This is a genomic window from Planktothrix tepida PCC 9214, assembly GCF_900009145.1.
Classification (GTDB): Bacteria; Cyanobacteriota; Cyanobacteriia; order Cyanobacteriales; family Microcoleaceae; genus Planktothrix; species Planktothrix tepida.
Map to the genome: position 1 here is coordinate 404,357 of NZ_LN889782.1, position 14,165 is coordinate 418,521.

Annotated in this window: 5 protein-coding genes, 1 tRNA gene and 2 rRNA genes; 3 read left to right on the forward strand and 5 right to left on the reverse strand. The window is 42.3% G+C overall.

Going from position 1 to position 14,165, the window contains the following annotated elements:
* Nucleotides 1–38: 38 nt before the first annotated feature.
* Together PL9214_RS04740 and PL9214_RS04745 are read right to left on the reverse strand one after the other, a co-directional pair.
* Nucleotides 39–3,680 carry a CHAT domain-containing protein gene (locus PL9214_RS04740; protein ID WP_072718656.1) on the reverse strand — a complete coding sequence of 1,214 codons (3,642 nt, stop codon included), beginning with the start codon at nt 3,678–3,680 and terminating at the stop codon, nt 39–41.
* A 13-nt stretch (nt 3,681–3,693) separates the two neighbouring features.
* Complete coding sequence (locus PL9214_RS04745) at nt 3,694–5,178, reverse strand: mechanosensitive ion channel domain-containing protein (protein ID WP_072717692.1); 1,485 nt, start codon at nt 5,176–5,178, stop codon at nt 3,694–3,696.
* A 163-nt stretch (nt 5,179–5,341) separates the two neighbouring features.
* On the opposite strand from PL9214_RS04745, the gene PL9214_RS04750 reads away from it, so the two are divergent.
* The gene (locus PL9214_RS04750; protein ID WP_072717693.1) at nt 5,342–6,337 is read left to right on the forward strand and encodes an acetamidase/formamidase family protein; all 996 of its coding nucleotides are present in this window, start codon (nt 5,342–5,344) and stop codon (nt 6,335–6,337) included.
* A gap of 1 nt (nt 6,338) precedes the next feature.
* Here the strand turns inward: PL9214_RS04750 and PL9214_RS04755 are convergent.
* Together PL9214_RS04755 and PL9214_RS04760 are read right to left on the reverse strand one after the other, a co-directional pair.
* A tRNA-His gene (locus PL9214_RS04755) sits at nt 6,339–6,411 on the reverse strand.
* A 94-nt stretch (nt 6,412–6,505) separates the two neighbouring features.
* On the reverse strand, nt 6,506–7,099 hold the full coding sequence (locus PL9214_RS04760; protein WP_072717694.1) for a hypothetical protein: 594 nt from the start codon (nt 7,097–7,099) through the stop codon (nt 6,506–6,508).
* 806 nt (nt 7,100–7,905) lie between these two features.
* Here PL9214_RS04760 and PL9214_RS04765 point away from each other — a divergent pair.
* Together PL9214_RS04765 and PL9214_RS04770 are read left to right on the forward strand one after the other, a co-directional pair.
* Nucleotides 7,906–9,396: ribosomal RNA gene (locus PL9214_RS04765) — 16S ribosomal RNA — on the forward strand.
* Between the two features lie 310 nt (nt 9,397–9,706).
* Nucleotides 9,707–12,592, forward strand: a 23S ribosomal RNA gene (locus PL9214_RS04770).
* The 16S and 23S rRNA genes sit together here, the layout of an rRNA operon.
* A 48-nt stretch (nt 12,593–12,640) precedes the next feature.
* Here PL9214_RS04770 and PL9214_RS04775 read toward each other — a convergent pair.
* A complete protein-coding gene (locus PL9214_RS04775; RefSeq protein ID WP_072717695.1) occupies nt 12,641–13,945 on the reverse strand; it encodes an FGGY-family carbohydrate kinase in 1,305 nt (434 codons plus the stop codon).
* Nucleotides 13,946–14,165: the final 220 nt, after the last annotated feature.

Consider the following 14,165-nt stretch of genomic DNA (forward strand, 5'->3'; position numbering starts at 1 on the left):
CGAATTTTTCCCCACTTTCAGTTCAATAGCACTTCTTTCTACCAAGGACTGCCAACTAACGTAAATGCTGCCCAATAATAGGGATAGTTTAACTCGTCATTATTGAGATTTTTTAGATCAGGCGGAAGGGTAATTTCTTGGTTTTGATTGACTAAAATTAAACGACCTTCCTCAATGCGAACTTGACCCCGAATCATGGCAATTTGTGCGGCTTGTAAAGCTTTTGCTTTAATACCCATTGTGTCTAAATGGTGATAAAATTCGCTCATTAACCCTAATGTTCCTTCATCACTCACATACCACAAACTTGCTAATACTGACTTTGCACCGGAAGCAACAGCTAACCCCGCAAATCCTAATTCTGCATTTTTATCACCCACCGCAGTTCGACAAGCAGAAAGAACGAGTAAATCAACCGTTGGATCACTTAATCCTAATTGAGAAAGTTGATTTAAGGGAAGTTTTTGATCCCACAAGTGAATATAAGAATTACTCGCGTCTCCTGGTTTAAAATCAGCATGGGTAGCGAGGTGAATAATTGGGGTTGGATTGGTTTTGTATTGATTTTTTAGATTAATTAAGGTAAAATCTTGATTGAGAAAATATTGATTAGTATTGAGTTCAGATGTCACCGTTGATAGTTCCACCGGAACCGCAGGTAAGGGGTTTTGATCCTGAAATTGGGAGGCTCCCATCGCTAATACAGTGGCTTGTGCAGTAGAACGATATTGAGTATTGACTAAATTAAAACTGGGAATCAAACTTAAGGCATATTTTTCCACTAAAAATTGTTTGCCATCATGCAGTGCCGCTAAAGGAATTCCCCGGAGAATAGCATCCATTGTAAACATTAAAATCTCAATATTCTCTTGTTTTAATTCTGCTTCAATAGGTGCAATAATCCATTGATATAATTGTTGTGCTTTTTCTAAGTATGCACCTTGTTTATTTTTTCGAGAACTACTAATTTCTAATCGAAATTCTTTAATTAAATCGACTAATATTTTTTGATTGACACCGGGAACATTTCGATGCAAAATCGAACCATTAGAACGCACTAATACGATTTCTAATTCATTTTCTCTGGAATAAACATAAATCAATGCAGACTTGGTATTTGTTTGTTGGTCTAAACTTGATAAGACTTGTGAAATTTGAGATGAAGGAGTTTCAGGACTATTAAAATTGGTTCCAAAATAATTAGAATATTCAAAACCGATTAAATTTTCTAATCCTGATACGGCTTGTTCAAAATTTCCGCTTTCAAAACTATTATTAATTTCTGTTTCTAATCCTTCTATTCCAGCATCCACAGCCGCAATATTTGTTGTCTCATTAAGGGGAAGATCTGCTTCGGGTGCTTCCATCTGGTTCGCGTCTTCTCCCTCTATTTTTTTGTCATCTATAGGGGAATTTTCCCCTTCATTCATCGGGCTATCATCCAGCACGATTGCATTATCTTGTTCTAATATCTGGGGACTATCTTCTTCTAAATTAAGGGGAGAATTTTCATCCATTATTCCCCCTAAAGCTTCTCCATTATCTCCCGGTTGTTCATTCGGTTCAAGGGTGATATCATCTACAATATCGGGTGGTTCTGGTTGATTAGAATCCGTTTGATTATCAAGAGGATTTTCATTTTGATTATCAAGAGGATTTTTATTGTCTTCCTGATCCGGTAAAATATTGTCTGTGTTATCAGATGGATTATTGATGGGAATAGCCTTATTTATAATGGTAATATTTCCTTGAGAAAAGGTATTAGAATTAGGTATTATCTGGGGAGGTTGAATCGTTTCTGAACCCGTTGTAATGGCTCCTGCGGTTCCATTTAACGTTGAATCCCCAATGACAAAGGGTACAGTTTCTCCGCCTTGATATTGAATGGTAATTGCACCCCCATTACTACCATTTTCCGAGGAAATACTAACTGGAATTCCATTTTGATCAAGCAGAATTCCTTGAACTTGCAAGACCCCTCCAGTGGTTAAATTAATACTCCCTCCTTGAGAATTCAAGGTGTTTGTAACCAAAATATTATTAACAGCGTTAAGGTTAATATTTCCCCCTTGAGTTGCAATAGAATCTACAAAAATTTCACTGGCAGATTCTAAGAGCACTGGCCCCCCTGCGGTGATCACTTCACCAACAGAAATTAAGTTATTTCCTGAAAATAAATTACTCTGACTAGAAATAATTTGATCCTCGGCAGTTGTGAATTCAGAATCTGGAGCTAAATTAACCGGATTTGCTAAAATTTGTACCCCGGATTTTAAAATCAAAGCCGGACTATTTCTGAGAATTTCTGCATCAGGATCTATTATATTGGTCAGGCTAGTATCAGGAGTTGTAATATTAATATTTCCGCCAGAAATTGCACCTTTGGATTCAATTTTTAAAGAAGATCCGGTATAGTCTCCAAAAATAACATCTGCTTCTGAGCTAATAATAGGATCATATAAACTGACAAAGTTTCCTCCGGTTCCTCTAAGGTTTAAAATGCTAAAATTTCCCCCAGAGGAAAAGTGAGCATCTCCTGAAATAATTCCATCACTAATTAAGGTCATATTCCCTTGACTTTGTAAGGGGGTAATGGGGTGATTGAGAGCTAATATATCAATATTTTGATTGCCTTGAATTGTTAAGTTGCCTCCAGCATTGGCTTGAAAGGGGGTTTGTCCATCTCGAATTGTAACGGTATTTGTAGCGATTAAATTTAAGTCACCTGTTGTTAAAAGTTGATTTTCAGCTAATGTTAAATTATTGGAGGCTTGTAGATTAGCAGTTTGAGCATTAACTCTTGCACCAGAAGCCATGATCACATCCCCTGAATTCACGGATAATCCATTGCTTAAAACAATCTCTCCAGCTTGATTAAGGGTTGTTTGAGTTGCAGAATTTAATCCAGAACCTGTTAATAATTCGGGTAATAAAAGCGGATTGATAGATACAGAATTAGCGATTAAATTAGGCGTAATTTCTAAACTTAAAGCATGACCTATTTGACTGATTTTAACTAAACTTTGACCGGGAACTGTTTGTACATAAATTTCTCCTGATGGTGCATTTAAGCTGCCTTCATTAATAACGGTTCCTCCCACTAACCTTAAGGATTGTCCCGAATTAATATTCAATTCTCCTAAGTTAATAATTGCACCCGGTTGAGGGGAATTAAATTGAAATTCACTCGGCGTTCCCACTAACGTTGACCAATTATTATTCCCAATACTATTAAACCAATTTCCCTGTCCAAAACCAATGGCATCAGCCGTAGTCACGGTAAAGGCAGCCGGAATATTTAAACTCGCATTAGAGCCAAAAACAATTCCCGCAGGATTGATTAAAAATAAGTTGGAATTCCCGCCAAGAACTTGAATTAAGCCATCAATAATTGAAGCTTGACCCCCCGTTACTCGTCCGAGAATATTTTGAATATTGGGTTCAGAAATAAAATTAACAATTTGACCTGTATTAACATTAAAATTTTGAAAACTATGGAATAAATTTGACCCATCAGAAGATCGTTGACCTCCTTGAATATTCCATTGATTATTATGGGGAATGATTTGAGTTCCAGTTCCATCATTAGCGGGAATAATTGGTTGTGCATGAACGAGAGGAGAAACAATAACAGAAGCAGAAATTAATCCAAATAAAGATAAAGAATGTTGAATTTTCATGGTTAATCTTAAATTAAATTCCAAAGAGCGATTTCATCCGTTTTCTAACCCAAACCAATGGGTTATTATCTAAATCTTCCTCCTCCCCTAAAATTCCCATTTCTCTTAACAGTTGTTGACGTTCAAGTAGTTCTTGTTTCCGTTCAACTAATTTTTCAGCCATTTGATCTGCTAATTGAGGATAACTGGATAAAAAATAATGAAATACATTTCGATCCACAACAAATAAAATGGTTGTTTCTAAGGTTCGGACAGCAGCCGTGCGAGGAATTCCCATAATTAAGGAAAGTTCTCCAAAAAAGTCCCCTGGGTTTAAATTGCGAATATGTTTGTTGACTTTTTCCGAGATAATTTCTACTGAACCAGAAAGAATAATATGAAAGGCATCCCCTGGATCTCCTTCATGAAAAATAAATTCTCCTGATGGGATAGTTTCTCGATACCCTTGTTCAATTAATCCTAATAATTCTAAATCGGTAAACTGCTCAAAATAAACGACTTTTCTTAATAAATCTCGTAGGGATAGAGGGTTTACCGATTCTAGCTCTAAACCTTCAGACTCTTCAACCGTTTGAATGGCAGAAAGTTGACCTTGGGGAGAAGCAGGAACAGCAACGGGATGAGGGTTAAAAATTGTTCTCAATTCTTCAGGGTTTTTGATCCATAAATCTCTTTGAGGAAGGGGGATAATAATATTGTTTTTTTTAAGTTCAGTTTCTATAATATAGTTTAATGAACTTTGGATCGGAAGTCTAGCTTTGGGTTGATCAATCCAAACTAAAAGCTCAAAATTAATCGCACTATCTCCAAAACTTCTTAACCAAACTTGAGGTGCGGGATAAGATAAAACTCTCGATTCTCGGCGTGCTATCGCTAATAAAACTTCCGTTACTAACACTGGATCACTTCCGTAAGCAACGGGAACTTGAATATGAATTCTACTATTAACATTTCCATAACTCCAATTAATAATTTTTCCACTGACTAAAGTTTGATTAGGGACAATAATCGAAATTCCATCATTGGTTAAAATCGTAGCAGCACGAATTGATATTTTGCGAATCGTTCCTTCTAAATCATCAATTTCAATATAATCTCCCACTTTAACGGGACGTTCAATCAGGAGAATTAATCCGCTTACAAAATTTTGAACTAATCCCTGGAAACCTAAACCGATCCCAATCCCTAAACCTCCAGCTAAAAAGCTTAAAGATCGAATATCTAAACCACACGCTTGAGGAACAATAATAAACCCTAAAGCAATGACAAAATAATAACAAATTGTAGCGATCGCGTCTCGGCTGCCTTCATCAAATCCCCATTTAACCAATAATTTATCGCGTAACCAATTAGTAAAAAACCGGGCTATTAAAATAACAGCCAATAATGAAATAATGACGGTAATAATTAAACTAACTGAAATTGTAATTTCACCTAATCTAATGGGTTGCGTAAATAATTTATTTATAAATTGTATTATTCCTGAAATAATTGTCATGGGTTTTGCCCTCTCTTTTCTGGTAAATCTACAACAATTTAGAGCTTTAATTAAAATTAAATATTCTAATTACATAAATTTAAAAAAAATGACTGAATCTGTGAAAACGCTTTAATCGGTTTAAATTCATGTTTTAATTAAGATCAACCGACGTTTCAATCCTATGAATCATCATACACTCAAAGCGACTTGTACAACGGTTCATTTAGGGGGGTTCTCCTGCAATTTACCTCCAGCTTTAGTGATCAACTCTGGAGATTCCATTGAAGTCGAAACTTATACAGGGTTCAAAATTTATCAGGAATCACCAGAAGCCTTTCTCACACCCGAATTAGTAGAAATTTGCCAGCATTTACCCCCAGAACGCATTGTAGGGCCAGGTTCCCATCTGTTAACGGGGCCAATTTATATCCGAGAAGCACAACCGGGAGATGTCTTAGAAATTCAATTAGAAGAAATTTCTCCTCGTTTAGCCATGGGATTTAATGCAATTCGCACGGGTTGGGGAGCTTTACCGCAACAGTTTTCTGAATCGCGATTACGGTTTATTCCATTAGATTTAGAGAAAAACATTGCTGAATTTCCTCTTAATTCTGGGATTAAAATTCCCTTAAAACCCTTTTTTGGAATTCTAGGGGTTGCGACTCCAGAAACCCAACGATCGTCAATTCCACCCGGAATTTATGGCGGCAATTTAGATAACCCAGAATTGCAAGCGGGTTCTCGTTTATTCTTACCTATTTTTGTTCCCGGTGCGTTATTTTCCATTGGAGATGGACATTCTGCACAAGGAGAAGGAGAAGTGAATGTTACCGCAATTGAAACCTCAATGAATGGTAAAATTAAACTGATTTTACATAAAAATATATTGTTAACGTCTCCCCTTGCAGAAACGCCATCGGATATCATTACTATGGGATTTGCAGAAACCTTAGATTTAGCGTTTGAATCGGCTTTAAAACAAATGATTGATGTTCTAGAACAATTCTTTGGATTAGAAGCAGAGGAGGCTTATGTTTTATGTTCTCTAGCCGCTAATTTTAGAATTACTCAAGTGGTTAATCATCCACAAAAAGGAGTTCATGGAATGATTTCTAAATCCATTTTAGGTTTTCCCTTAAAATCTCTGCTCGATCATAAGGTTGTTACGGGTTTATAAGGGCGAACGATGGGACTCGAACCCACGAGTGGAGGAACCACAATCCTCTGCCTTAACCACTTGGCTACGCTCGCCATACGATTTTTTAATATAGCACAGGATCAGGAACATGACTAGAGGTTTTCCAAAAAAAATTTATTCACTGATCCCAAGCTATGGAAAAGCCTATTAAGCGTTTTCCTGAGCGGATAAAATCTCCGATAGGGCATAACGAGCAATGACTAAACAAGTTCTAGCTTGTTCAATCTCCGATAACTCAGACCAACACACTGATCCTACACCCTCGGAACCTACTTCTATGCCTTCGAGTTCTCCACCTCGCATTGCATAAGCAAAGGGACGAGCTAAAACCTGTAAATCTTCCTCTGACCATTGAGGTAGTAGTTCTTGAACACAGTAGACCAATTGATCCGCCAATGACAGACTTTGCGAAGAAACTTGTTGAGTGATACGAGTGGTTACCTGTACCAACCGATGTAACAACTCATGGGGTATTTGTTCAGCAAAACGTTGTAATAAGGAGGTTTGTAAACTTGTGGCTAACCAAAGCTGATTTATTTTGCCGATAAACCGTTGAGAGCTTTCAGCGAGTTCAGCGTCGGTAAACGCCTCTACCAGAAAATCGGGAGCTTCTTGCTTTAATAAATAAGCTTCCGCCTCCATCGTATAAGGATTCCAAGGGTACGGTGATTCATTGGGAAATAGGCAATTGAGTAAATCCCATTCCGCTTGAATTTCTAGGTTTTGAGCATCGTTAATCATAATAGGGGCCTTTAGGAGAATTTTAGGAAGTATTGGATTTTAGATCACCCGCTAAACCCCACTGAATCATTTTCAGAGCTTCTATACTATATCTATAGTCAGTTCACATCGAAAATCCTCAGAGGAGTCTGGCAGGTTAGGCACTAGGAATATCAAAATTTGTAATAAAAACAAAATGATTGCTGAAAATATCCGTTAGTTTTGCCTCCGTTGGACGATTGAGAAACAGTCAGTCTGCATTAAACCCCAATCCTATAGAAGTTCTATTGATGACCTTCTGATCTCAAAAAGCTTTAACCTCAACTACTGAAGCAGAATGCTATACCCGCCTCCCTAGCTACAGCAACACCTAGAAAGATTCCGTAAGCCATCAAAAACCTGTGGAGTAGGCTAATTCAACATTTCAGATCGATTGAGATTAGATATTTCCCCTTCCGCCACCGTACCCAATCTACCCCTCTGCGTACTAACCATTCCTAGGAAGAAAGGGATCTCAAAAATGGGTTGAATCTCCAAAATATCTCACACCCTTTCCACTCAAGGGCTGCAAGATAATCAAAAAAAATTTTTCAAAAGGGGTTGACACAGCCAAGAAAGGCTGCTAGATTAATAAGAGTGTCGAAAAACAAAAGACGGCACGCCGAACCTGGACAACTTAAGAGTTTGAAAGCCAAGTTAGCACATTCTATTATCTCGTCTTTAAGAATTTCTTCTTAATCGGGAAGTTTAACACAAACTTTCTGAAAAAGCAAAAAATTCTAAAACTTTGAGAAACAAGTTTTAGAGCCAAAAAAAACAGATTCTTCAAAATGGAGAGTTTGATCCTGGCTCAGGATGAACGCTGGCGGTCTGCTTAACACATGCAAGTCGAACGGGAATCTTAGGATTCTAGTGGCGGACGGGTGAGTAACACGTAAGAACCTGCCTGTTGGACGGGGACAACAGTTGGAAACGACTGCTAATCCCGGATGAGCCGAGAGGTAAAAGATTTATCGCCAACAGAGGGGCTTGCGTCTGATTAGCTAGTTGGTAGTGTAAGGGACTACCAAGGCGACGATCAGTAGCTGGTCTGAGAGGATGATCAGCCACACTGGGACTGAGACACGGCCCAGACTCCTACGGGAGGCAGCAGTGGGGAATTTTCCGCAATGGGCGAAAGCCTGACGGAGCAAGACCGCGTGGGGGAGGAAGGTTCTTGGATTGTCAACCCCTTTTCTCAGGGAAGAAGAAAGTGACGGTACCTGAGGAAGAAGCATCGGCTAACTCCGTGCCAGCAGCCGCGGTAATACGGAGGATGCAAGCGTTATCCGGAATGATTGGGCGTAAAGAGTCCGTAGGTAGCCCCTCAAGTCTGCTGTTAAAGAGCGAGGCTTAACTTCGTAAAGGCAGTGGAAACTGGGGAGCTAGAGTGTAGTAGGGGCAGAGGGAATTCCTGGTGTAGCGGTGAAATGCGTAGAGATCAGGAAGAACACCGGTGGCGAAAGCGCTCTGCTGGGCTACAACTGACACTGAGGGACGAAAGCTAGGGGAGCGAATGGGATTAGATACCCCAGTAGTCCTAGCGGTAAACGATGGAAACTAGGTGTGGCCTGTATCGACCCGGGCCGTGCCGGAGCAAACGCGTTAAGTTTCCCGCCTGGGGAGTACGCACGCAAGTGTGAAACTCAAAGGAATTGACGGGGGCCCGCACAAGCGGTGGAGTATGTGGTTTAATTCGATGCAACGCGAAGAACCTTACCAGGACTTGACATCTCTGGAATCTCTCTGAAAGGAGAGAGTGCCTTAGGGAACCAGAAGACAGGTGCTGCATGGCTGTCGTCAGCTCGTGTCGTGAGATGTTGGGTTAAGTCCCGCAACGAGCGCAACCCTCGTCGTTAGTTGCCATCATTAAGTTGGGAACTCTAGCGAGACTGCCGGTGACAAACCGGAGGAAGGTGAGGATGACGTCAAGTCAGCATGGCCCTTACGTCCTGGGCGACACACGTACTACAATGCTAAGGACAGAGAGCAGCCAACCCGCGAGGGAGAGCGAATCTCAGAAACCTTGGCACAGTTCAGATTGCAGGCTGCAACTCGCCTGCATGAAGGAGGAATCGCTAGTAATCGCAGGTCAGCATACTGCGGTGAATCCGTTCCCGGGCCTTGTACACACCGCCCGTCACACCATGGAAGTTCGCCACGCCCGAAGTCATTACTCTAACCCGCAAGGGGGGAGGGTGCCGAAGGCAGGGCTGATGACTGGGGTGAAGTCGTAACAAGGTAGCCGTACCGGAAGGTGTGGCTGGATCACCTCCTTTTTAGGGAGACCTACTTCTGGAGAAGTGCCAAATCCCAACAAAAAAAGCACTCACAGAAGTCATCCCAGGTCGGTCGAGAAGAATGAGTCAAACAAAAGCTTTCAAACTCCCAAGTCCGGTTCAAAAAGCAGGATAATTCAGCACCTTAGCTGTTAGAAAACAGCAAGACTGCTGGAGAGGATTCCAGCCAGAACCTTGAAAATTGCAGAGAAAGAAAAAACTGGTAGTAGTTCGTAGTTAGAACTCAAGCTCAGGGAAAGGAAACAGACCCAAAAGCAAAAGAACTAACCACAAACAAAAAAAGAGAATTGGTCAAGATAGAAAGGGCTGACGGTGGAAACCTTGGCACACAGAGGCGAAGAAGGACGTGGCGACCGACGAAAAGCTCCGGGGAGCGGGAAGCAAGCAATGAGCCGGAGGTATCCGAATAGGGCAACCTAGAAACACTACATTGAATCCATAGATGTAGATGAGCGAACCGGGCGAACTGAAACATCTTAGTAGCCCGAGGAAAAGAAAGCAAAAGCGATTTCCCCAGTAGTGGTGAGCGAAAGGGAAACAGCCTAAACCAACTGGGTATCCAGTTGGGGTAGTGGGACAGCAAGACTGGACTTAGAGAATTAGACGAAGCAGATGAAACCTGCACCAGAGAAGGTGAAAGTCCTGTAGTCGAAAGTTTGAAGAGCCAAGCTGAATCCCGAGTAGCACGGAGCCCGTGAAAGTCCGTGTGAATCCGCCTCGACCACGAGGTAAGGCTAAATACTCCTGTGTGACCGATAGAGAAACAGTACCGTGAGGGAAAGGTGAAAAGAACCCCGGGAGGGGAGTGAAATAGAACCTGAAACCGTCAGCTTACAAGCAGTGGGAGTCCGATTAAACGGATGACCGCGTGCCTGTTGAAGCATGAGCCGGCGAGTTAAAGGCGATGGCAGGTTAAGACCGAAGAGGTCGAAGCCCAAGCGAAAGCGAGTCTGAACAGGGCGAAGTCGTCATCGTTTTTAGACCCGAACCCGGGTGATCTAACCATGTCCAGGATGAAGCTTGGGTAAAACCAAGTGAAGGTCCGAACCGACCGATGTTGAAAAATCGGCGGATGAGGTGTGGTTAGGGGTGAAATGCCAATCGAACCCGGAGCTAGCTGGTTCTCCCCGAAATGTGTTGAGGCACAGCGGTTGCAGAAAAATCTGGGGGGTAAAGCACTGATTCGGTGCGGGCTGCGAGAGCGGTACCAAATCGAGTCAAACTCTGAATACCCAGAGGAAAGCAACCAGTCAGACGGTGGGGGATAAGCTCCATCGTCAAGAGGGAAACAGCCCAGACCACCAGCTAAGGTCCCGAAATCATCACTAAGTGAGAAAGGAGGTGGGAATGCTCAGACAACCAGGAGGTTTGCCTAGAAGCAGCCAACCTTAAAAGAGTGCGTAATAGCTCACTGGTCAAGCGTTGCTGCGCCGAAAATGAAAGGGGCTAAGTGATGTACCGAAGCTGTGGAATATGATTGTATTGTATTGGTAGGGGAGCGTTCTGGCGTAGGGAGAAGCATTAGCGAAAGCAGATGTGGACGAACCAGAAGTGAGAATGTCGGCTTGAGTAGCGAAAATGTAGGTGAGAATCCTACACCCCGAAATCCTAAGGGTTCCTCCGCACGGCTCGTCCACGGAGGGTAAGTCAGGGCCTAAGGCGAGGCTGAAGAGCGTAGTCGATGGACAACGGGTGAAGATTCCCGTACCATTGGTAGATTGGTCAGGGGGACGGAGAAGGTGTGTGCTAGCCGGACGATGGTTACCGGTGCAACCGTTCAAGGTGTTGAGGTCTGGAGAAAACAGACTGAGCTAAGGCGGGAGTCCGACCCTCTAAGGAGGGGAAGTAGAGAGCATCAAGCTTCCTAGAAAAGCCCTAAAACCGTTAATTTATCAATGCCTGTACCCGAAACTGACACAGGTAGGAAGGTTGAGAAAACCCAGGGGCGCGAGATAACTCTCTCTAAGGAACTCGGCAAAATGGCTCCGTAACTTCGGGAGAAGGAGTGCTTATGAAAGTAAGTCGCAGTGAAGAGGCCCAGGCGACTGTTTACCAAAAACACAGGTCTCCGCCAACTCGAAAGAGGAAGTATGGGGGCTGACGCCTGCCCAGTGCCGGAAGGTTAAGGAAGTCGGTCAGGGGAAACCTAAAGCTGATGACCGAAGCCCCGGTGAACGGCGGCCGTAACTATAACGGTCCTAAGGTAGCGAAATTCCTTGTCGGGTAAGTTCCGACCCGCACGAAAGGCGTAACGATCTGGGCGCTGTCTCGGAGAGAGACTCGGCGAAATAGAATTGTCTGTGAAGATACGGACTACCTGCACCTGGACAGAAAGACCCTATGAAGCTTTACTGTAGCCTGGAATTGGGTTCGGGCTTCTCTTGCGCAGTATAGGTGGGAGGCGTTGAAGTCATCCTTGTGGGGATGATGGAGCCATCGGTGAGATACCACTCTAGAGAGGCTAGAATTCTAACTGGTTCCCGTGAATCCGGGAACAAGACAGTTTCAGGGGGGCAGTTTGACTGGGGCGGTCGCCTCCTAAAATGTAACGGAGGCGCGCAAAGGTTCCCTCAGAATGGTTGGAAATCATTCGCAGAGTGTAAAGGCATAAGGGAGCTTGACTGTGAGACTTACAAGTCGAACAGAGTGGAAACACGGCCTTAGTGATCCGACGGTACTGTGTGGAAAGGCCGTCGCTCAACGGATAAAAGTTACTCTAGGGATAACAGGCTGATCTCCCCCAAGAGTTCACATCGACGGGGAGGTTTGGCACCTCGATGTCGGCTCATCGCAACCTGGGGCGGAAGTACGTCCCAAGGGTTGGGCTGTTCGCCCATTAAAGCGGTACGTGAGCTGGGTTCAGAACGTCGTGAGACAGTTCGGTCCATATCCGGTGCAGGCGTAAGAGTATTGAGAGGAGTCCTCCCTAGTACGAGAGGACCGGGAGGAACGCACCTCTGGTGTACCTGTTATCGTGCCAACGGTAGACGCAGGGTAGCCATGTGCGGAGTGGATAACCGCTGAAAGCATCTAAGTGGGAAGCCCACCTCAAGATGATTACTCTCATTGGCTTAACCAAGTAAGGTCACGGGCAGAACACCCGTTTATAGGTGTTAGGTCGAAGTCCAGCGATGGATGCAGCCGAGACACACTAACAGACCGAGGGCTTGACCTCATCTCTCCAGTTTTCTCTGCAATCTTCAGTGCTCCTGATTTTTAAAGTTTAATTAACATCTTTTACTTTTTTCAGGGCTAGTAATGCGCTACCATAAGCAGCTTCTGTATGAATAGGTTGCACCATGGGAACGTTTAAATAGCCCTGACGAATAGCTGTCCAAGTTGAATTTTGGGCTCCACCTCCGGCGGTATAAACTTGAGTTAACGGAGTTGCACCAAACTGTTGTAAAAGTTGATAACCTTGAGCTTCAATTTTAGCCATACTTTCTAATAACCCTTGGAGAAACTCAACACGATTATCAGAACGAGGTTCAAGACAGGGAAGTAATTCAGGATTGTTTATCGGAAAACGCTCGCCTTTTTTAATTAAGGGATAATAATCTAAATGACTATTATTATTAGGGTTAATCTGACGACTGAAAGTTTCCAATTCAAAATCGCTAAAAAATTGACGTAATACTGCACCTCCCGTATTAGATGCACCACCTGTTAACCATAAATCCCCTAAACGATGGCTATAAATACCATATTTAATATTATTTACGGGAGTTTTACTGAGGAGTTTTAAAACTAACGTTGAGCCTAAAGAGGTAACGGCTTCCCCTGGAACATTTGCCCCACTTGCTAAAAATGCAGCGATACTATCGGTGGTTCCTGCACAAACTTTACAGGTTTTGGGTAACTGTAATTGTTCTGCTATTTCTGGGGTAATTGTAGCGATGGGAGTTCCCGGAGCAACGACATCAGGAAGTTTCAATCGCTCTAAATTGATCAGCGATTTTAAACTGTTCATTAACCAATGTGGATAGGAAAAATTCTCTACATCATAACCTAATTTTAAACTATTATGATAATCACTAATTCCTAATTTTCCATGCAGCAAAAATCCTAACCAATCAGCTTGATGGAGAAAGTATAAGCAACCCAATTGTTGTTGTTTAATATCAATTGTTTTAACCGTTAGCCACCAGATCAGTTTGGCTAAACTAGAAGTGGCACTTATGACACAATGATCAGGAGGACTAATTTTCTTTAACAATTCTAGAACGGTAGCACCTCGACTATCATTGTATAAAATAGGGGAATCTACGGAGATACCTTGAGGATCACAAAGTAGCACAGTGGCAGAGGTTCCATTAATTGCAATTCTTTGAATTTGACGGCGAACATTCACCGGAATTTCTTGAATCACTGTGAATAAAGCCGTTTTCCAAAGAGCAACCCATTCCGAAGAGTCTGTTAAGGTGGGAAACGGAAATTGCGTTTCAGCTACCACTGTTCCTTCAGGATTAATTGTAATAGAACGAGCACCGGACGTACCAAAATCAATCCCGATATAAAAATTAACCATTCTTTCTCCGCCAGTCGGATTCGTATTTTTGGATTTATAGTAAACTATAAAGTTTGTGCCTCCAAAAAATGCCAATAAATTTGTTAAGTTTTAATAAAAGTTTCGGAAAAAATAAAATTACTCTGGACGTTAATTGATCACAAAGCTATAAATTAAGAATTGGTAGCTGAATTTTAATCAGATTCACTACTGCTTATTGTAATTTTGAGCCATTCATCGA

Excerpts from the sequence above, each read along its gene's own strand:
- PL9214_RS04740 (WP_072718656.1), bottom strand. The coding sequence starts at position 3,680 with ATGAAAATTCAACATTCTTTATCTTTATTTGGATTAATTTCTGCTTCT.
- PL9214_RS04745 (WP_072717692.1), bottom strand. The coding sequence starts at position 5,178 with ATGACAATTATTTCAGGAATAATACAATTTATAAATAAATTATTTACG.
- PL9214_RS04750 (WP_072717693.1), top strand. The coding sequence starts at position 5,342 with ATGAATCATCATACACTCAAAGCGACTTGTACAACGGTTCATTTAGGG.
- PL9214_RS04760 (WP_072717694.1), bottom strand. The coding sequence starts at position 7,099 with ATGATTAACGATGCTCAAAACCTAGAAATTCAAGCGGAATGGGATTTA.
- PL9214_RS04775 (WP_072717695.1), bottom strand. The coding sequence starts at position 13,945 with ATGGTTAATTTTTATATCGGGATTGATTTTGGTACGTCCGGTGCTCGT.